This is a genomic window from Pseudomonas sp. G5001 (genome assembly GCF_013385475.1).
In the GTDB taxonomy this organism is placed as follows: Bacteria; Pseudomonadota; Gammaproteobacteria; order Pseudomonadales; family Pseudomonadaceae; genus Aquipseudomonas.
The window spans coordinates 232,837-251,931 of the sequence record NZ_JACAPZ010000029.1; the positions used below are offsets into that span (position 1 = coordinate 232,837).

Genomic DNA, 19,095 nt, shown 5'->3' on the forward strand with positions numbered 1-19,095 from the left:
GTGAAGTTATCAGGGTATAGAGGCTAACAGGCTATGAGCGCAAACCAGTTGGGCAGCTATCTGAAAGACCGACGTACCCGGCTTGATCCGGCGGCATTCGGCTTCTCATCGGCACGACGGCGTACGCCAGGTTTGCGCCGCGAAGAGGTGGCCCAACGCGCGAACATCAGCCCCACCTGGTACACCTGGCTCGAACAGGGCCGTGGCGGCGCGCCGTCGGTGGAAGTGCTGGAGCGGATTGCCCATGCGCTGATGTTGACCGATATCGAACGCGAGCATCTGTTCCTGCTGGCCTTCGGACGCCCACCCGAAGTGCGCTATCAGCAAAACGAAACGGTGACGCCACGCCTGCAACGGGTACTGGATGCCTTGAACCCCAGCGCCGCGATCCTGCGTACGGCGACCTGGGACGTGGTGGCCTGGAACCAGGCGGCGACGGTGATGTTGATGGACTACGGATCCCAGGCGCCGGAACAGCGAAATATCCTGCGGTTCATGTTCCTTGATCCCAATTCCCGCGCGGCCCAATACGACTGGGAAAGCGTGGCGCGGTTTGTGTTGGGGGCTTTCAGGATTGATACGGCGCGCTCAGGCGCGGCGGAGCAGGTGCAGCCGCTGGTGGATGAACTGTGTCGACGCAGCCCTGAATTTAAGGCGATGTGGAGCGAAAACGATGTTCAGGGCGCCCATGGTGATCGCATCAAGCGGATACGCCATTCGGTGTTGGGGCCGATCGAATTTGAGTATTCGGTGTTTGCGGTCGATGGGCGCAAGGATCTGAATATGGTGGTGTACAACCCGGCGACGCCGGAGGATGCGCAGCGGATCGCATCCTTGATGGATTAGGCGCCAGCAACTGCAAGAGACTTCGACACTGCAATCGCTCGCAACAAGAGACCATTTGAATCCTTAGCCTTACTCACATCATTCTCCTGCGCCTAACCGCGCCGCGCGCACGTGCTCATGCCTATTGCCAGCCAGTATCCATATGGATACAGTGAGAACCCGTGAACTATCATGTCCAGCAAACGCAGACCTTCATTACCTGGCATTCAGCAATACGTGATTTACGCGCAAAAATCGCCATCGCCCGGCGCATCGATTGCGCATCTGCTGGCAATCTGGGCGATATAAAGACGGTAGGCAATGGTGTCTCGGAAATGCGCGTAGATATCGGTCTAGGTTATCGAGTGTATTTCACGCAGCGAGGAAGAACCGTCATCGTCTTGCTGGCCGGTGGCGACAAATCCTCACAAGACGCCGACATCCGGCGAGCAAAAAAACTGGCAAAGGAAGTTTGATCATGAGCCAAACACTGACGACATTTGATATGGCGGCACTGCTCGACAGTGATGAAGCCATCAGCGAATACCTTTCTCAAGTTCTGGCCGACGGCGATAACGAGGAGTTCCTCAGGGCCGTCGGGTACGTGGCCAAAGCTCGCGGGATGGCGCGGGTCGCGACCGATACCGGCATGGGCCGTGAGAGTCTGTACAAGGCATTTGCCCCTGGAGCAAAGCCCCGCTTCGAAACGGTACTCAAGGTGCTTCACGCACTGGGTATCGATCTGCAAGCACAGCCGGGGCATGTCGCCAATCATTCGGTTATTTGAGTGAGCAGCCCCGCTGCACCACCCACGCCAACGGCAACGTCAGCAACAACATCCCCGCCAGCACCATCACCGCCACCGGCACGCCCATCAAGTCCCCCAGCCCGCCAAACAGAACCGGCGCCAACGCGCCACCTCCGATGGTGCCGGTGTAGAACACGGCAAACGCCTGCTCTCGTTTACCTGCGCCAGCGAGATCCGGCACCGCGCCGTACAGCACCGAAGAGGTGCCATTCAACGCCAGCCCCAACACCGGCAATATCACCATCAACCCGCTCAACGGCAGGTACACCGCCGCAACGATCAACACCGCCGTGCTGCTCTCCGTCAGCCACACGGTTTTCATCATGCCGATGCGTGCGCCGAGGTAGCCGCAGAGCAATTTGCCGAAGGCGCCGCCGATAAACAGCATGGTCAGCGCGAGACCGATGCCCGCAGTGCCGGCGCCTTTAGCTTGCAGAAGAAAGGGCAGAAACGTGAGAAAGCCCATCCGCACGGCACTGTCGAGTGTGCCCGTGACGATCAGCGCACGCAGACCGCTGACCGAGCCACTTCCGATCAAGGTCTTGGCGGTTTTGCCGGAAGCAGACGCCGCTGCCTGCGTTGGGATCAGCCACCACAGCAACCCCGCCGCGGCCAATCCCAGCATTCCAAGAAGCGTGACGCTCGCGCGCCAGCTGATGACGGTCAGCAACAGGCCGACCAGCCCGGGAACCAGGGTTTTGCCAATGTCTCCGGAGAAGTTGTATTGAGACAGCGCTTCCTTGACCCCACCACCGTTCTCGTAGGTGTCGGTGATCATCGAAGAAGCCAGCGGATGCTGGGTACTCGCCCCCAGCCCGCCCAACAGCAGCGCCAGCAACAACATGCCCAACCCGGTCGCCTGTCCCACCAACAGATAAGCAACACCGGCAAGCGCCGTGCCGCCCACCAGCATCGGCGTGCGTCCCCAGCGTTTGGCGGCACGACTGGCCATCAACTGAAACACCGCCATCATCCCGGAATAGGCACCGCGCAGCAGGCCGACCTGGGCGTAGGTCATGCCGAACTGCGCTTGCCAGATCGGCAGCAGCACGTAGATCACATCGGTCAGGCCATCGTGAATCGCGTGGGCGCTGCAGCCGGCGATCAACGAGCGGCGACGGGCGGAAGTCTCGGGTACCGGCAGGGCAACGGCATCGTTCATGAGGTCTTGCTCAGTTCAGGTTGGAGGGGCTTCCAGCCCGCCAGGGCGATCAGCAACGACAGTAGCTGGAAACCGATGATCAGCGCCACACACCCCACCCAACCCCAACGCCCCCAGATCAGCGCCGGGACGATGGCGCCGAAGCTGCCGCCCAGGTAATAGCAGGTGAGGTACAGGCCCACGGCGCCGGCCTTGTTGTGGCGGGCGGTGGCGGTGGTGAAGGCGCTGGCGGCGGCCTGGGCGAGGAACACGCCCGTAGAGCTGAGGGCCAGGCCCCATACGATGCACCACAGGGATGGCAGCAAGGTCAGGCCCGAGCCACAAACGCCAAGCACCGCAGCCGCCGTCAGCAGTTCGGATTGCGGGCGGGATTTGCTCAGGCGCCCGGCAACGGGAATGACTACCAGGGCCAGCAGGAACACCATGTAGATCGTGCCCAGCGCCGCCGGGCCAAGGTCGAACGGGGCCTGGCTGAGGTAAAGGCCAGCGTAGGTAAACGTCGCCACTTGGGAGAACAGCACGCAAAATCCTACGGCGTAGGCTGCCAGCAACGGCGTGCCGAGCACATCGGCCCAGGTGGTTGAAGGTCGCGCAATTCGGGGTGGATTGCCCGGCAGCAGGAACTGGATAAACCCGCCCACCATCAGGCTCAACACTGCCAACAGCTCGAAGGCTTCACGCCAGCCGACGTACTCGGTCATCACACCGGTGACGAAGCGCCCGGCAAACCCGCCGAGCACGGTGCCGGCCACGTAGAGGCTGGTGACTTCGGTGACGGCGCCGCCGCGCCAGCGATCACCGATGTAGGCCACGCTGGTGGCGAACACCACGGGGATCAGCATGCCTTCGATAAAGCGCCACACCAGCAGTTCGGCAAAGCTGCTGGCATAGGCAGTCATCAGCGCCGGCAACGCCAGCAACAGCGCGGCCGCCGAGATCACCGTGCGTTGCTCAAAACGCCCGGTCAGGCGGCTGACAAAGGGCGCGGTCAGCGCTACCGCCAAGGTGGTGACGGTAATGCTCCAACCGGCCGCCCTGGCGCTCACTTCAAAGTTGGCGGCAAGGGTCTGCAAAATGCTCTGGGTGGCGTAGAGGTTGAGAAACGCCGCGCAGCCACACAGGAACAGGGCAAGACGGGCACAATGCAGGCGCGGTTTCATGAAACCTCTCGTTTTATTATCTGAGGCCTTTATAGAATGACCCGCACACCCGAGACCAATACCGATTTTGAACCGATCAATACCCTGGGGCCAGGATGCTCGACCTACGCAAGCTGCGTTACTTTCTGACCGTCGCCGAAGAATTGCACTTCGGCCGAGCGGCCATTCGCCTGCACCTGGCCCAGCCGCCGTTGACCCGGCAGATTTCCGCGCTGGAGACTGAGCTGGGATTTCGCCTGTTCGACCGCACCAGTCGCACGGTTTCGCTCACTCCCCAGGGGCGCGCGTTCCTGCCCTACGCACGGGCGGTGCTGGAGCAGGTCGACCTCGCTGAAGTCATCGCGGGCAAACTGGCGGCGGGTGCCGCCGGGCAACTGGCGCTGGGTTACGTCAGCTCGATAGCCCTGTCGGACTTGTTCAGCCAAGCGATTCAAGCCTTCGCCCAACGCTTTCCCGATGTGCAACTGACGCTGGTGGAATGCGCCTCCGGCAGCCTGGGCGCACAGGTGGCTGATGGCCGCCTGGATATCGGCCTGAGCCGGTTACTGCCCCAGGACGGTCAGACTGAGGTGCAAGCGTTGTCGTTGGGTGAGGAGCGGCTGGTGGCGGCGGTGTCCAGCGACAGCCCGTTGGCCAACCAGGCCGAGGTCAGCCTGGCGCAGTTGAGTGGGTACCCGTTGATTCTGTTCCCAGCCGATTATGGCTCGGGGCTTAACCAGTCCATTGAGCAGCTTTATCGGCACAAAGGTTTGCCACTGAGGGCCGGGCCGTCGGGACGGCAAATTACCTCGATCATTGCACTGGTGGCGGCGGGACAAGGTGTGGCGCTGGTGCCGGAATGTACGCAGAGTTTGATGAACAAGGGCGTGACGTATCGGCCGTTGGTGGACGCGGAAGCGTATGCACGGCTGCTCGTTCTTACGCGTAGCGGCGCAAGCAGCTTGATGGTCACGGCATTTCTCACGGTAATTGATGAGTTGCTGCAGGCTCGTCAGAAAGCCTGATTGTTCTCTCGAAAAACCTCGCAATACCTCCGTCGGGCACCGTCCCCATGCGCTCATACACTGCATACAGCCCCTACAGAAACACCGGTCATCGACCGCTGGTAGGTAGAGTGTTGATAATTTATTTTCAGTAGTTATAGTCTCCACCAACACACACCACAAGGAGGTGCTGTGGACAGCCGATATTTGATAGGTCACATCGTTGCGGATGGCTGGTATCTGGTGCGAATCAGAGGCAGCCATCATCATTTCAAGCACCCGACAAAGCCGGGGCTCGTGACGATTCCCCATCCTAAAAAGGACCTGCTGGACAAGACCGCAAAGAGCATTTTGAAACAAGCTCTGCTCAGCTAACACGTTCGTGGAGGACAACAAACATGCTGTACCCAATCGCAATTTCAACCGGTGACGAGGACCATGCCTGGGGTGTGGAAGTCCCGGACATTCCCGGTTGCTTCTCAGCTGGAGATGATCTGGACGACGCCATGGCCATGGCCCGCGAAGCGATCGAAGGCCACTTCGAGATCCTCGCAGAAGACGGTGCGCCCATTCCTACAGCACAGAAAGTCACCCTCCATGCCGCCAACCCGCAATATGCCGGCTGCACGTGGGCGGTGGTGGATATTGATGTGACCAAGTACCTGGGCAAGGCACAGAAACTCAATATCACGTTGCCCGGCTATCTGCTGAACCGCATTGACGAATACGTCCTGCATCATCCGGAAGAAAAAAGCCGTTCGGGCTTTCTTGCGTCTGCTGCCCTCAAGGTATTGCAACAAGACCGGTAACAGCACTTCAAGGAACCGCGCAATGCTCCCTCCCTCACACCGCACGCCCAGCCCCGTACTGCGCAAGGTACTGGGCTGGGTGCTGATCGCTCCTCTGCTGCTCTCGTTCCTCAGGCTGCCCTTTGCGCTGGGACTCGTGTTGGTGCTGGCGTCCATCACCGCCTCCGTTTATGGCGCCCGGTTTGCCCAACTGCATGCCAGTCGGCGTGTAACCGTATTTGCCGTGATCATCACGCTGCTCAACATCGCTTCATTTTTTGTCATTGGCACGGCATCGGTACTCAAGGCGCTGTACTGGTTCTCGTGGTTTTATTGGTATCCGTATTACGCCGATTGGGTTTACTGGAACTTCTAAGTCGTTCGCGAATTCGACCGCAAGAAACGTAGTTCCACCCTGGGCCGGCCTATCTACAGTAGAGCCATACCCACTCAAGGAGCCCGACCATGTCCTACGAATACAAATACATGCCCTCCCCCGTCGGCCAACTCACCCTCGTGGCCCGTGACGGAAAACTCACCGCCATTCTCTGGGAAAAAGAGCGGCCCAATCGCGTTCGCCTGGGTACCCTGCAAGAAGCCAGCAACAGCCCAATACTGCTGGAGACCGAGCGACAGTTGAAGGAGTACTTCGCCGGTGCCCGCAATCGTTTCGAGCTGGAACTGGACTTCGCCGGCACCGACTTCCAGAAGAAAGTCTGGCAGGCGCTGTTGACCATCCCGTTCGGAGAGACCCGCAGCTACAGCCAGATCGCTGCGCAGATAGGCAACCCCAAGGCCGTGCGTGCCGTCGGCGCCGCCAACGGGCGCAATCCGATTTCGATTGTTGCGCCGTGCCATCGGGTGATTGGTGCGTCGGGTGGCTTGACCGGGTTCGCCGGCGGGCTTGAGGCCAAGCAGTATCTGCTGGCGCTGGAGGATCACGGCTGACCCCCAGCAGGAAAACGTACAACTTTGTTCAGATCCTCAATTGTAAAAAGAAATTTCAGAGCGCGCCTGCGGTCAGTATTTTCATCACCCACCCTTATAGGAAAACGGTCATGAAATTCTCCGCCATCTCACAATCCCTGTCCCGCTGGGCAGGCAGCGCCCGCACGTTCTACGCGGCGGTGGGATTGATCCTCCTGTGGAGTCTGAGCGGGCCTTATTTCCACTACAACGACACGTGGCAGCTGATCATCAACACCTCCACCACCATCATCACCTTCCTGATGGTGTTCCTGATCCAGAACACGCAAAACCGCGACAACGACATTTTGCATATCAAGATTGACGAGTTGCTGCGCGCCACCAAGGATGCACAAAACGCCGTATTGAGCCTGGACGGCCTGGACCGCAAGGAACTGGAGAAACTGCGCAAGGAATACAAGACCATCGGCGACAGTGAAACCATCACTGTGACGACCCTGGTTACCGAAACAACGGATGACAATGGCCGGTCCAAGACGGACCTGAACCAGGCATAAAAAAACGGCGGCTGGATCACTCCAGCCACCGTTTTTCATGGGGTACTCAAGGCAATCAACCGTCGCCCTGGTGACCCTTACCGTACGTCGACGCCAGCGCCCGGGCTTTCTCCAGGCGCTCTTCCAACTTGGGCAAGGTCTCATCCACCAAAGCCTTTATTTCCGGGATATCGGACTCGGCGCCCTCCTGCTTGAACAAGGCGATCGCGTCTTCGTTGGCCTTGATCTGCTGGGCGGTGTAGGCGGCGTCAAAGGAGTCGCCGTCCTTGAGCTCGGGCATCAGCGATTCGGCCTTGTCGACAATCTTGTCCCGTGGGGCCACCGGCAAGTCGAGCTTCTTGGCGATGGCCGCCAGGTGCTGATTGGCCAGGGTGCGTTCATTGATGACTTCGATGGTGTAGTCCTTGATCTCCTGGGACGAAGTCTTGGCGTGTGCCATGCGGCTGGTCTCGATATCGGCCATGCCCTTGGCCGAAGCCTGCTCGATGAAATCGGCAGGCGACTGGGCGAAAGCATTGCTGGCGCCGAGGCCCAGCAGCATCGCGAAACTGGCGGTGCGTAACCGGATAGCCATGCGGCTCATGATGGGTTCCTCCAGGTAATAAACAGGTGCAGGGAAACGAGCCCCGCTCTGAATCTGAATTTTCAGGGCGGTAAAGGTTTAGAAAAAACTTGTTAGTGCGACGAACGGTCGTCAGGTCTTACTGAGGAGCAGTCCTGACGAACGGGACACAAAGATGCAACGGTGACAATGTAGTATGTTGTATTACACATCACTACATCGAGGCACTTATGTCGGTCATGTCATTACGTCTACCTGAAGACATCTCCGAAACACTCGCCAGCCTTGCCAAGGCCACCGGGCGCAGCAAATCGTTCCTCGCCGTCGATGCGTTACGCGAATACCTGACGCGTGAAGCATGGCAAATCGAGGAAATTCAAAAGGCGTTGAAAGAAGCCGATGCGGGTGACTTTGCAACTGCCGCCGAAGTAGACGCAGTGGCAAACAAATGGCGTGCCAATGCGCGTTGAGTGGCTGAAGGCAGCACTCAAAAATCTTGATGATGAAGCAGCTTTCATCGCCCAGGAAAACCCCAAAGCGGCTTATGAGTTTGTTCAGGCCATCCGGACGGGGCTTGAGCATGTTGCTGAGTTTCCGGCGATGGGTCGAGAAGGACGCGTTCCTGGTACACGTGAGTGGGTGATGCCACGCTGGCCCTATCTCGTGCCATATCGTATTCGCGAGGGACGGTTACAGGTTCTTCGAATATTTCACACACGGCGCCAACCACCGAACAGTTGGTAACGCCGATCAACCCTGTATCACAACCTGCACCTGCCCATTCAACCACTGCAACGCCGCGTCCCCACCCCGCCGCGAATGCCACGCCAGCACAAACGCAAACGACGGAATGTGAAACGGCGGCGGCACCGCCAACAACTGTTCGTGATCAATGTTCAGCAGCCCGCGAGACGACACGGTAAGAATCAGGTCCGTGCCCTGGATCAACTGCGGCGCAACACCCCAATGAGGCAAGCTGATAGACACGTGCCGGCGCTCACGAATCGCCGTCAGCGCCCGTTCGATTTCCGGGGTGCCGCTGCCACGCATTTCCAGCAATACGTGGGGCCGCGCCAGATAGGTGGGCAGGTCGAGTACACCGCTTGCCGGCAGGCTGTCACGGTCCACCAGGCACACGTAATGCTCTTCAAACAGCGGCGTGCTGCGCAGTTCGGCAGGCATGTCGGGAAACACCCCGGCCGCCAGGTCGATATCGCCATTGAGCACACCGTCAAGCATGCCTTCGCGACTGGCCTGGATAATCTGCAAATCAATCCCCGGCGCTTCCCGGCGCAAGGTGCGCACCAGCCCCGGCAAGAAAATCGCCGCACTGTAGTCCGACATGGCGACCCGGAAGGTGCGCTTGGCCGACGCCGGATCAAAACGATTGGGCTCCAGCAGCGCCTGTACCTGGGCCAGCGCTTCCGCCAGCGGCATGGCCAGTTCCAGAGCACGAGCAGTGGGCACCAGCGAGCTGCCCTGGCGCACCAGCAACGCGTCTCCGAGCAAATCCCGCAACCGCGCCAGCGCGTGGCTCACCGCCGGCTGGCTCAGGTGCAGGCGCTCGGCGGCACGGGTCACGTGTTGCTCGCTGAGCAAGGCGTCAAGGATCACCAGCAGGTTAAGGTCGATGCGTCGTAGATCATTCATCAGCTGCATGTTCTGCATAAGAACTTGGAATTTAAATTTGCGCGACGAATAGCCTAGAGTCCAGCAAAACCTCTGGGATATTGATCATGACGACGTTGCATTGGGTAGGTTTGTTGCTGTTGGCCGCGTTTGCCGGGGCAGTGGTGCCGTTTCAAAGCGCGATCAACGCCAACCTGGGACGCGGCCTGGGGCATCCGCTGTGGGCCACCCTCGCCTCGCTGCTGGTGAGCATCGTCGTGCTGCTGCCGGTGATCCTGGCCCTGCGCCTGCCGCTGCCCAACCTGGGTTTTATCACCAAGGCGCCGCTGTGGATGTGGAGCGGCGGCGCGTTCGGCGTGTGCTTCATTTCGCTGGCGTTGATCCTGATGCCCAAGCTCGGCGCCTCGGGGTTTATCGCCCTGGCGATGGCCGGGCAAATCGTCGCCTCGTTGATGCTGGACCACTTCGGCTTGTTCGGGCTGGTGGAACGCCAATTGACCGCGCCCCGGTTGATCGGGGCGCTGATGTTGATTGGCGGTGTGGCCCTGATTCAATTCAGTGCCGCACCCACCCGCTCGCTGGTGACCGCCGGCTGATCAGCGCTTGTCGAGGGTGCGCAGCTTCTGAGGCAAGCCCCACAGCAACAGCGCCGCCGCCAGCAACGCACACACGCCGATGACATACAGCGCCGGCGTGGTGCTGCCGGTGAGGTCCTTGATCCGGCCGACCATCACCGGGCTGACGATGCCGCCGAACTGGCCCAACGTGTTGATCACCGCGATCCCGCCAGCAGCGCCCGCGCCGGCACCGGCCAACAACTTCGGCGGCAGCGTCCAGAACGTCGGGATCGAAGCGATGATCCCCGCGCCCAGCAAGCTCAGGGCGACGATCAGGAACGTGGTGTGATCGGCAAAGATCCCGGCACAGAAGAACCCCACCGCCCCCAGCGCCACCAGGCCGCTGACGAACTTGCGACGTTCGCCGGTGGCGTCGGACAAGCGTCCGATCACCACCATGCTGATGGCACCGCAGACGTAGGGAATCGCCGTCAGCAAGCCGATCATCACCGGGCTCTGGGTGCCGGCGCTGCGGATCAGTTGCGGCGCCCAGAAGTTCAGGCCGTAGGACGCCACCTGGATCAGGAAGTAGATAAAACCCAGCATCAGGAAGCCTGGGATACGCAATGCAGCCAGCAACGAGCCACCGCTCTTGTGGGGTTCATGCACGGCAATGCGGCTGGCCAGCAACGTCTTCTCCGTCGAGGTCAGCCAGTGGGCGTCCTCGATACGGTCCTTGAGCAGCTTGAGCACCAGGAACCCCAGGCCCACACAGGGCAAGCCACCGAGCAAGAACAACCAGTGCCAGCCGCGCATTTGCAGCACACCATCGAGGTGTTCCAGCACCAGCCCGGAGAACGGCGCGCCCACCAGCCCGGCAAACGCCGACGCCAGGAACAGCATCGAGGTGATGCGCCCACGGAAGTGCTGCGGGAACCACAACGTCAGGTAATACAGCACGCCCGGGGCAAACCCGGCCTCCATCGCACCGATGATGAAACGCAGGCCGTAGAACTGCCATTCGGCCGTGACGAACACCATAGCGGCCGTCGCCAGCCCCCACGACATCATGATGCGAGCGATCCAGCGGCGGGCGCCGACCTTGTACAGCATCATGTTGCTCGGCACTTCAAAGATCACATAGCCCACCACAAACAGCCCGGCGCCGAGACCATAGGCAGTGTCACTCAGGCTCAGGTCGGCCTGTAGCTGGAACTTGGCGAAGCTGATGTTGATGCGGTCAAAAAACGCGAACAGGTAGCAGACCATGATCAGCGGCATCAGGCGCCAGGCGACCTTGCTGACCAGGGCTTTTTCGGCATCGTGTTCAGCGGCCGGGCGCACGCCGGCCTCCAACGTATTAAGGCTCATCGATTCTCTCCAGCGGACTGCTCGCAGGCATCCGATTGTTTTTGTTGTCTGGTTACGGCTTACAAGGTGGCGATGTAGGCCGGTGGCGGATGCAGGTCGCAATTGCGCCCGGCCTTGGCCACCTGGCCCGGCAACTCATGGCCCAGCAAGGCCGGCAATTGCCGCGACATTTTCAGCAGGTGCGGCAGGTCGATGCCGGTGTGGATCCCGACTTCATCACACAGGTTGACCAGGTCTTCAGTGCAGATATTGCCCGACGCGCCGGGCGCAAACGGGCAACCGCCGAGGCCGCCCAATGCCGCATCAAACCGCCGCGCACCGGCCTCGTAGGCGGCCAGCACATTGCACAAACCCAGGCCGCGGGTGTTGTGGAAATGCAGGGTCAGGTCGCTCGCCGGAACACGTTCGAGCACGCGCTTGACCAGGCGCTCGACCTGACGCGGATTGGCCATGCCGGTGGTGTCGGCCAGGCTGATGCCCTGGATGCCCAGCTCGCGGTAAGCGTCGACCAATTGCAGCACGCGGTCCTCATCGATCTTGCCCTCGAACGGGCAGCCGAAGGTGGTCGCGATGCTGCCGTTGAGGCGCACCGGGTGCTCGGCAGCAAAGCTCACGATATCGCCGAATGCGGCCAACGATGCCTCGCAACGCATGCGCATATTCGCCAGGTTGTGGGTCTGGCTGGCGGACATCACCAGGTTCAACTCATCGGCCCGGGACTCGATGGCACGCTGGGCGCCCTTGAGGTTGGGGATCAACGCCACGTAGATAACCCCGGGATGACGGGTGATGCCCTGGAAAACCTGTTCACCATCGCGCAACGCAGGGATGGCCTTGGGCGACACGAACGAGCCGGCTTCGATCCGGGAAAACCCGGCCATGGACAGTTGGTCTATCAACGCGATCTTGTCGACAGTCTCGACCCAGGTCGGCTCGATTTGCAGGCCGTCACGGGGCGAGACTTCCTGCACGATCAGCGCATCGGAATAGTTTTTCATTGCACCACTCCCGAGGATTTCAGGCGTTGAATATCGGCGCCGCTCAGGCCCAGGTCGCCGAGGATTGAATCAGTGTGCTGGCCCAGGCTCGGGCCCTGCCAATTCACCGCGCCGGGGGTTTCCGACAGTTTGGGCACGATACCGGGCATCTTCACCGTGAGGCCGCCGGGCAGGTCGGCGCTGAGCAGCATGTTGCGGGCCTGGTAGTGCGGATCGGCGACGATATCAGCCACTGAATAGATGCGCCCCGCCGGTACTTCGGCGGCTTCCAGGGCACTGAGCACCTCGTCGATGGGCAGGCTGCTGGTCCAGTGGGTGATGGCGGCGTCCAGCAGGCCGCTCTTGGCAGCGCGGCCATCGTTGTGGGCAAACTCCGGCGCTTCGGCCAGGTCGGCGCGGCCGATGGCGAGCATCAGGCGCTTGTAGATCGGGTCGCTGTTGCCGGCGATCACCACATAGGCGCCGTCGGCGGTCAGGTAGGTGTTGGACGGTGCAATGCCGGGCAAGGCGCCGCCACTGCGTTCACGCACATGGCCAAGCATGTCGTATTCCGGCACCAGGCTTTCCATCAGGTTGAACACGCTTTCGGCCAGGGACACGTCGACAATCTGGCCGTCGCCCTGGCCGGTCTTGACCCGCAGCAGCGACATCAGCGCGCCGATCACACCGTGCAGCGACGCCAGGGAATCACCGAGGCTCACGCCAACCCGCGCCGGTGGCGAATCCGGATTGCCGGTGGTGTAGCGAATCCCGCCCATGGCCTCGCCGATGGCACCGAAGCCCGGGCGGTCGCGGTAAGGGCCGGTCTGGCCGTAGCCGGAGATGCGCACCAGGGTCAGCTTGGGGTTGAGGGCGTGCAGCACGTCCCAGCCCAGGCCGAGTTTTTCCAGGCCGCCGGGGCGCAGGTTTTCGATCAGCACGTCGGCGTCGCCCAGCAATTGCTTGACCAGGTCCAGGCCTTCTGCCGACTTGAGGTCCAGGGCCAGGGACTTCTTGTTGCGCGATTGCAGGTACCACCACAGCGACGTGCCTTCGTGCAGCTTTCGCCATTTGCGAAGCGGATCGCCCTGCCCCATGGCTTCGATCTTGATCACCTCGGCGCCAAACTCGGCCATCAGCCGGGCGGCGAAGGGCGCGGCAATCAGGGTGCCGATCTCGATCACCTTGATACCGCTCAGGGGAGCCGTCATGGGGTGTACCTCTTGTTCTTGGAATGTGGGGCCAAGGCTAGAGGACGCAGGCAGTAGAAATCCAACCGTCAGTTGGCAACGAGCGTTCGCCAAATGCGAACGCTTGAGTAAGGACTGGTTGTGGCGAGGGAGCTTGCTCCCGCTGGAGTGCGTAGCGCTCCCGGCTTTTTTGGGGCTGCTACGCAGCCCAGCGGGAGCAAGCTCCCTCGCCACAGCAAGCTCCCTCACCACAGCAAGCGCCCTCGCCACAGGGTTTGCTTACGCCTGCTCCCGCCGCAGGTAATCGAACAACAGCCGGCTCACCGGTGACAGCTGTTCTTCATCACGCACCACCAGGATCAGGCTGCGGTCCGACCAGGCATCCGTCAGCGGCACCGCGTGCAAGCCCAACGCCCGGCCAAACAGTTCATAGGCTTTTTGCGGCAGGATGCCGATGCCCATGTTGGCCTGGACCATCCGGCACATGGCATCGAAGCCCGGCACATGGATCCGCAAGCGCAGCACCTTGCCCGCCTCCCGCGCCGCCGCATGGGTGCGCATGTTGATCGAACTGGCGGAATGCAGCCCCACGTAGTCGCTGTCCAGCGTCTCGGCGAACGTCAGGGTCTTGCGCGACGCCAACGGGTAATCCGCCGGCATCAGCACCACCAGTTTGTCCCGGCGATAGGTCACACCGGGCAGGCCTTTGGTATCGGTGTCGCTGGAACAGATGCCCAGGTCCGCAACGCCGTCAATCACACCCTGGACCACGCCGTTGCTGGGCCGCTCTTCCAGGTCGGCCTTCACCTGTGGATGCAGCGCGGAAAAGTCGCGCAAGTCTTCGGGCAGGAACTGAATGATTGCCGAGAGGTTCGCCAGCATCCGCACATAACCGCGCACGCCGTGACTGTGTTCGCCCAGCTCCAGGCCCATCTTCTCGACATTGAACAGCATCTGCCGTGCATGGTGCAGCAAGGTCTCGCCGGCAGCCGTGAGCTGCATGCCCTTGGCCTGGCGCACAAACAGGCTGACGCCCAGCACCTGTTCCAGCTCCATCAAGCGCTTGCTGGCCGCGGAGACCGCGATGGCTTCACGGGCGGCGGCGCGGGTCAGCGTGCCTTCCTCATGCACTGCCACAAACAATTGCAGGGTGATCAGGTCAAGGCGGCGAACCAGGCTTTTGTGCAGCATCTAGGCGCGCTCGGTGGCCAGGCGATTGATATCGGCCTGCTCCACCACCGGCAGAGGTGCGCCGTGCCGGACGGCCGAGAGCATCGCGCGGCCAACGGTTTCCGTGCTCACCACCCAGGCCGGTCGCACATGGCGCAGCAGCGACAACAACGGGCCGACCACGGTGTAGATGGACTGGTAGAGCGGGGTTTTCGAGCGCACGCCGTGCAACGGCTGGATCACCCCGGGACGGAACAGGTACACCGCCTTGAACGGCAGGCGCAGCAACGCATTCTCGGTCTTGCCCTTGATCCGTGCCCACATGGTTTTGCCGGTTTCGCTGCTGTCAGTCCCGGCGCCGGACACGTAGATGAAGGTCATCTGCGGGTTAAGCCGCGCCAGGGTGCTGGCGGCCACCAGCGTCAAGTCGTAGCTCAAATGGGTGTACTTGGCTTCATCCATGCCCACCGAGGACACGCCCAGGCAAAAGAAGCAGGCGTCAAAACCTTGCAGCAGATGCTCCAGGGGCTGGAAATCAAACATGTCGGCATGCAGCACTTGATGCAGCTTGCCGTGTTCCTGGGTCAGCGCGGTACGGCCGACGGCGACGACTTCCTGCACGTCACTGGCCAGCAGGCACTCGCGCAACACGCCTTGGCCGACCATGCCGGTGGCGCCGAATAATAGAACTCTCATAAGGTTGGTTCCTAAGCGACAAGCGGTTAGCTTCATGCTGCAAGGTAGAGACAAACCCACTGGCAACTTGTAGCTTGCGGCTTGCAGCTTACTGCTCAACAGGATCTTTTGCCCCTTGAAAAGCACCACGACCCTCACCATTGCCTGCAGCGCGGCCTTTTTGTCCCAGGTTGGCATCAGCAGTTATCTGCCCGCCGTGCCGGCGATTGCCTTGTCATTGACCGCTGCAGAGGACCAGGTGGCGCTGGCCCTGGCGGTGTATTTGATCGGCATGGCGTTGCCGATGCTGCTCTGGGGCAGCCTCGGTGAGCGCCTGGGTAGAAAGCCGGTGTTGCTGGCAGCGTTGGCGTTGTATGCGCTGGCCAGTGCGGCGATTCCGTCCGCCTACAGCCTCGAATCGTTCCTCGGCCTGCGCCTTGTTCAAGGCCTCGGTGCGGGCGGTGTGTCGGTGATGGCGCGGGTGCTGGTTCGTGACAGCTTCAGCGGTGCCCTGTTGGCCAAAGGTTTGTCGTGGCTGGGCATGACGTTCGTGATCGCCCTGGGCATCGGGCAGTTTGTGGGCTCGCTGTTGCAAGTGGCGTTTGGTTGGGAGGCGATCTTTTATGGGCTGGCGGTCGCGGCTGTCGGCTTGATGATTGCGCTGCAACGGGTAGTGTTTCCAAGATTGGAAAAAGCCTCTGGACACGTCTCGGCCTGGCGCATCTACGGCACGATCCTGCGCCATCCGGCGTTCCTGCGGCCTGCGTTGGCGGGCGGTTTGGGTTACGGGGTGATCATCGCGTTCAACACCTGCGCACCGTTGATTTTGCAGGGCCATTTCCAGTGGAGCGCGGCGCAATATGGCTGGCTCGGCTGGCCAATCAGCGGGGCGTATCTGGCGGGGGCGTTGATGGTCAATCGCCTCGTCGCCCGCACCGGGCGCCTGTCGATGATGAGTTGGGGCGTGGCGTTGGTCATGTGCGGCAGCGCGACGATGTTGCTGGGCAGCCTGTTTGCCAATGGGCTGGCGATCCTGCTGTGGCTGCCGTATTGCCTGGCGGTGTTCGGCCAATCGATGAGTTATCCCATCAGCCTGTCGCTGGCCAATGATGAATCACCGGTGAGCGGCTCCTACGCCATGGCCTTGAGCGGCTTTATGCATCAGTTGATGGCTGCGGCGATCGGTGGCGTGGCCAGCCTGCTGGCGAGTCAGCAGGCCTGGCCGTTGGCGGTGTTATGCGTGACGCTGGCGGGCGGCGCACTGCTGTGCGTCGCCATGGCCAGGACTGATCAGAACGCGCTGCGGAAGATCTCTTCAATCTGACGCTGATCCGCCCGCCGTGGGTTGGTCAGGCCGCAGGCGTCCTTCAGGGCGTTGGACGCCAGCAGCGGGATGTCCTGCAACTTGGCGCCCAGCTCCCGCAACCCGGCAGGAATTTCCACATCCTGGGACAGGCTGCGAATCGCCGCGATGGCCGCCTGGGCGCCCTCTTCCACCGACGTACCCTTGATATCTGCGCCAAGGGCCCGTGCCACATGGCTCAGGCGCTCGGCGCTGACGCTGGCGTTGAAGCTTTGCACATGGGGCAACAGCACCGCATTGCACACGCCGTGAGGCAAGTCATACAGCCCGCCCAACTGGTGCGCCATGGCGTGCACGAACCCCAGGGACGCGTTGTTGAAGGCCATGCCGGCAAGGAACTGCGCGTAGGCCATGTTCTCCCGGGCGGCCAGGTCTTTACCGTCGCGCACCGCAATCCGCAGGTTGGCGCTGATCAGCTCGATGGCCTTGATCGCGCAGGCATCGGTGATCGGGTTGGCGGCGGTGGACACGTAGGCTTCGATTGCGTGGGTGAGCGCGTCCATGCCGGTGGCGGCAGTCAGGCCCTTGGGCATGCCGACCATCAGCGCCGGGTCGTTGACCGACAGCAGCGGCGTGACGTTGCGGTCGACGATGGCCATTTTCACGTGGCGGGTTTCGTCGGTGATGATGCAGAAGCGGGTCATTTCGCTGGCCGTGCCGGCGGTGGTGTTGATGGCCACCAGCGGCAGTTGCGGTTTGGCCGACTGATCGACGCCTTCGTAGTCGCCGATGTGCCCGCCGTTGGTCGCACACAGGGCAATGCCCTTGGCACAGTCATGGGGTGAGCCACCGCCCAGTGACACCACGAAATCACAGGCGCTCTGCTGCAGCAGTGCCAGGCCTTTTTCGACGTTATCGACGTTCGGGTTGGGCTTGGCGCCGTCATAGATCACCGAGTCGATGTCTTGCATCGCAAGCTTCTCGGCGATCATGCTGGCCACACCTGCCTTGGCCATCCCGGCGTCAGTGACGATCAGCGCCTTGCGAAAACCGTAGTTGCGAATCGCGGTCATGGCTTCGTCGAGGCAGTCGAGGCCCATGATGTTGACGGCGGGAATGAAGAAGGTGCTGCTCATGGTGGCTAATCCTTTAAAGTCGTTATGCCTACAGCATCGACCTCGATTGCCTGCGGCATCTTGACCAGGATCAACGCCCGCTCGTGATAAAGTCACCGCCCAGCCGATTTCGAGTAGACCCGCCGCAATGAAGGATTCCCAGGATTTTGATGCCCACCTAGAAGACTGGAACGCCTTGCGCAGCAGTACCGCCATCAGCGGGATCCTGATCGGCAACGGCGCCAGCCGCGCAGTGTGGGAAGACTTTGCCTACGACTCGCTGTTCGAAAACGCCCGCACCGTGGAAGAAAAACCCCTGAGCCAGTCCGAACTCAGCGTGTTTGACGCGATGCAGACCCGCAGCTTCGAGCAGGTGCTGGGTGCACTGAAAACCACCAGCCGGGTCAACAAGGCCCTGGCGGTCAGCTCGGCTGCGCCGCGTAATCGCTATTACGCGATCAAGGAAGCGCTGATCAATACGATCCACAGCGTGCATATTCCGTGGCGCCTGGTGAAGCCGTCGACACTGGCGACCCTCCATCAGGAGCTGGCGAGTTACCCGACGGTGTTCACCAGCAATTACGACCTGCTCAACTACTGGGCGATCCTGCATGCGCCGGGCATCGATGATCTGTTTCGCAGTGCCGATGCGAGCTTTGACCTGCGCAATACTGCCTGCGACACCACGCGCATTTTGTATCTGCATGGTGGCCTGCACCTGGTGCGTAACCTTGATGGTACGGCGCGTAAATTGCCGACCACTGACAGCACGTTGCTCAGCAGTTTTGCGATCAACAACACGATCAAGACGCTGGATGATGTGCCGTTGTTTGTCAGCGAGGGCAAGGTTGAGGAGAAGCTGAAGACCATTCGCAGTTCTGACTATTTGTCGTTCTGTTATGAGCAGTTGTTGGGCCATGAAGGTGGGCTATGCATCTTTGGGCATCACCTCGGCGCGCAGGATGTGCATCTGGTGCAGGCGATTCGACAGGCGAAGATCAGCACGTTGGCGATTTCGGTGTTTGGCCGCAGTGCAGGGTTTATCCAGCAGCAGAAGCGGCGTTTTGCGGAGTTGTTTGAGGGGATGGAGGTGGAGTTGCGGTTTTTTGATGCGCGTAGTCATGCGCTTGGGAATTCGGGGCTTTCGGTGCCCGTGGAGCGGTGATGGTAGTTGGGGTGAGGTGAGGTGGGGTGGGGTGGGGTGTACATATCCGTTGCTGCGGTAACGGCCACTTATGGTTCCGCTCTTACAGCGGGTCACTTTTTTACAAACGCCTAAAAAAGTAACCAAAAAACGCTTTGCCCCACCACTCGGTGCCTCGCCTAGGCTCGGCAT

24 protein-coding genes are annotated in these 19,095 nt (G+C 61.1%); 14 read left to right on the forward strand and 10 right to left on the reverse strand.

Going from position 1 to position 19,095, the window contains the following annotated elements; all coding sequences use genetic code 11:
* Window positions 1–33: 33 nt before the first annotated feature.
* From HX805_RS23525 to HX805_RS23535, 3 genes are all read left to right on the forward strand, one after another.
* Window positions 34–846, forward strand: coding sequence for a helix-turn-helix transcriptional regulator (locus tag HX805_RS23525; RefSeq protein ID WP_008437810.1), 813 nt, complete (start codon window positions 34–36; stop codon window positions 844–846).
* A gap of 161 nt (window positions 847–1,007) precedes the next feature.
* Window positions 1,008–1,301, forward strand: coding sequence for a type II toxin-antitoxin system RelE/ParE family toxin (locus HX805_RS23530; protein WP_003212063.1), 294 nt, complete (start codon window positions 1,008–1,010; stop codon window positions 1,299–1,301).
* A 2-nt stretch (window positions 1,302–1,303) separates the two neighbouring features.
* The gene (locus HX805_RS23535; RefSeq protein ID WP_177080185.1) at window positions 1,304–1,612 is read left to right on the forward strand and encodes an addiction module antidote protein; all 309 of its coding nucleotides are present in this window, start codon (window positions 1,304–1,306) and stop codon (window positions 1,610–1,612) included.
* Here HX805_RS23535 and HX805_RS23540 read toward each other — a convergent pair.
* Both HX805_RS23540 and HX805_RS23545 read right to left on the reverse strand, forming a co-directional pair.
* Window positions 1,605–2,795 carry an MFS transporter gene (locus HX805_RS23540; RefSeq protein ID WP_177080186.1) on the reverse strand — a complete coding sequence of 397 codons (1,191 nt, stop codon included), beginning with the start codon at window positions 2,793–2,795 and terminating at the stop codon, window positions 1,605–1,607. The two genes, HX805_RS23535 and HX805_RS23540, sit on opposite strands and share 8 nt — an antisense overlap.
* Complete coding sequence (locus HX805_RS23545) at window positions 2,792–3,955, reverse strand: MFS transporter (RefSeq protein WP_177080187.1); 1,164 nt, start codon at window positions 3,953–3,955, stop codon at window positions 2,792–2,794. Before HX805_RS23545 ends, HX805_RS23540 begins: the two co-directional genes overlap by 4 nt.
* A 95-nt stretch (window positions 3,956–4,050) precedes the next feature.
* Between HX805_RS23545 and HX805_RS23550 the strand changes: the two genes are divergently transcribed.
* From HX805_RS23550 to HX805_RS23575, 6 genes are all read left to right on the forward strand, one after another.
* Window positions 4,051–4,959: a LysR family transcriptional regulator gene (locus tag HX805_RS23550; protein WP_087692622.1), complete on the forward strand. Its 909-nt coding sequence runs from the start codon at window positions 4,051–4,053 to the stop codon at window positions 4,957–4,959.
* A gap of 171 nt (window positions 4,960–5,130) precedes the next feature.
* Window positions 5,131–5,313 carry a type II toxin-antitoxin system HicA family toxin gene (locus HX805_RS23555; RefSeq protein WP_003189411.1) on the forward strand — a complete coding sequence of 61 codons (183 nt, stop codon included), beginning with the start codon at window positions 5,131–5,133 and terminating at the stop codon, window positions 5,311–5,313.
* Window positions 5,314–5,336: 23 nt separating this feature from the next.
* Window positions 5,337–5,747 carry a type II toxin-antitoxin system HicB family antitoxin gene (locus tag HX805_RS23560; protein WP_003212074.1) on the forward strand — a complete coding sequence of 137 codons (411 nt, stop codon included), beginning with the start codon at window positions 5,337–5,339 and terminating at the stop codon, window positions 5,745–5,747.
* 22 nt (window positions 5,748–5,769) lie between these two features.
* Window positions 5,770–6,102 carry a hypothetical protein gene (locus tag HX805_RS23565; RefSeq protein WP_003212076.1) on the forward strand — a complete coding sequence of 111 codons (333 nt, stop codon included), beginning with the start codon at window positions 5,770–5,772 and terminating at the stop codon, window positions 6,100–6,102.
* A gap of 89 nt (window positions 6,103–6,191) precedes the next feature.
* On the forward strand, window positions 6,192–6,674 hold the full coding sequence (locus tag HX805_RS23570) for a methylated-DNA--[protein]-cysteine S-methyltransferase (protein WP_177068317.1): 483 nt from the start codon (window positions 6,192–6,194) through the stop codon (window positions 6,672–6,674).
* Between the two features lie 110 nt (window positions 6,675–6,784).
* Window positions 6,785–7,210, forward strand: coding sequence for a low affinity iron permease family protein (locus HX805_RS23575; RefSeq protein WP_003212079.1), 426 nt, complete (start codon window positions 6,785–6,787; stop codon window positions 7,208–7,210).
* Window positions 7,211–7,265: 55 nt separating this feature from the next.
* Here the strand turns inward: HX805_RS23575 and HX805_RS23580 are convergent, their stop codons facing one another.
* Window positions 7,266–7,793, reverse strand: coding sequence for a DUF4142 domain-containing protein (locus HX805_RS23580; protein ID WP_003212082.1), 528 nt, complete (start codon window positions 7,791–7,793; stop codon window positions 7,266–7,268).
* 209 nt (window positions 7,794–8,002) lie between these two features.
* On the opposite strand from HX805_RS23580, the gene HX805_RS23585 reads away from it, so the two are divergent.
* Together HX805_RS23585 and HX805_RS23590 are read left to right on the forward strand one after the other, a co-directional pair.
* Window positions 8,003–8,242, forward strand: a complete 240-nt coding sequence (locus tag HX805_RS23585; RefSeq protein ID WP_008437804.1) for a CopG family ribbon-helix-helix protein — start codon at window positions 8,003–8,005, stop codon at window positions 8,240–8,242.
* Complete coding sequence (locus HX805_RS23590; protein ID WP_008437803.1) at window positions 8,232–8,516, forward strand: type II toxin-antitoxin system RelE/ParE family toxin; 285 nt, start codon at window positions 8,232–8,234, stop codon at window positions 8,514–8,516. The genes HX805_RS23585 and HX805_RS23590 overlap by 11 nt, the downstream gene beginning before the upstream one ends.
* 6 nt (window positions 8,517–8,522) lie before the next feature.
* On the opposite strand, the gene HX805_RS23595 is transcribed toward HX805_RS23590, so the two are convergent.
* A complete protein-coding gene (locus HX805_RS23595) occupies window positions 8,523–9,440 on the reverse strand; it encodes a LysR family transcriptional regulator (protein ID WP_008437802.1) in 918 nt (305 codons plus the stop codon).
* A 68-nt stretch (window positions 9,441–9,508) separates the two neighbouring features.
* On the opposite strand from HX805_RS23595, the gene HX805_RS23600 reads away from it, so the two are divergent.
* Window positions 9,509–9,997, forward strand: coding sequence for a DMT family transporter (locus HX805_RS23600; RefSeq protein WP_177008904.1), 489 nt, complete (start codon window positions 9,509–9,511; stop codon window positions 9,995–9,997).
* Here HX805_RS23600 and HX805_RS23605 read toward each other — a convergent pair whose 3' ends face one another.
* The 5 genes from HX805_RS23605 to HX805_RS23625 all read right to left on the reverse strand — a co-directional run bounded on the left by HX805_RS23605 (window position 9,998) and on the right by HX805_RS23625 (window position 15,362).
* Window positions 9,998–11,329, reverse strand: a complete 1,332-nt coding sequence (locus tag HX805_RS23605; RefSeq protein WP_177054976.1) for an MFS transporter — start codon at window positions 11,327–11,329, stop codon at window positions 9,998–10,000.
* A gap of 59 nt (window positions 11,330–11,388) precedes the next feature.
* Window positions 11,389–12,327 (reverse strand): hydroxymethylglutaryl-CoA lyase, encoded by a 939-nt coding sequence (locus tag HX805_RS23610; RefSeq protein WP_177008902.1) that lies wholly within the window; start codon window positions 12,325–12,327, stop codon window positions 11,389–11,391.
* Entirely contained in the window at window positions 12,324–13,517 is a 1,194-nt protein-coding gene (locus tag HX805_RS23615) for a CaiB/BaiF CoA-transferase family protein (protein WP_177117335.1), read from the reverse strand. Before HX805_RS23615 ends, HX805_RS23610 begins: the two co-directional genes overlap by 4 nt.
* Before the next feature lie 258 nt (window positions 13,518–13,775).
* Complete coding sequence (locus HX805_RS23620) at window positions 13,776–14,687, reverse strand: LysR family transcriptional regulator (protein WP_177080188.1); 912 nt, start codon at window positions 14,685–14,687, stop codon at window positions 13,776–13,778.
* Entirely contained in the window at window positions 14,688–15,362 is a 675-nt protein-coding gene (locus tag HX805_RS23625; RefSeq protein WP_102604145.1) for an NAD(P)H-binding protein, read from the reverse strand.
* Window positions 15,363–15,477: 115 nt separating this feature from the next.
* Here HX805_RS23625 and HX805_RS23630 point away from each other — a divergent pair, with 115 nt between their 5' ends.
* A complete protein-coding gene (locus HX805_RS23630; RefSeq protein WP_177080189.1) occupies window positions 15,478–16,665 on the forward strand; it encodes an MFS transporter in 1,188 nt (395 codons plus the stop codon).
* Here HX805_RS23630 and yiaY read toward each other — a convergent pair.
* The gene (gene yiaY / locus HX805_RS23635; RefSeq protein WP_003212101.1) at window positions 16,632–17,780 is read right to left on the reverse strand and encodes an L-threonine dehydrogenase; all 1,149 of its coding nucleotides are present in this window, start codon (window positions 17,778–17,780) and stop codon (window positions 16,632–16,634) included. The genes HX805_RS23630 and yiaY overlap by 34 nt on opposite strands.
* Before the next feature lie 127 nt (window positions 17,781–17,907).
* On the opposite strand from yiaY, the gene HX805_RS23640 reads away from it, so the two are divergent.
* Complete coding sequence (locus HX805_RS23640; protein WP_003212103.1) at window positions 17,908–18,924, forward strand: DUF4917 family protein; 1,017 nt, start codon at window positions 17,908–17,910, stop codon at window positions 18,922–18,924.
* The last annotated feature ends 171 nt before the right edge of the window (window positions 18,925–19,095 follow it).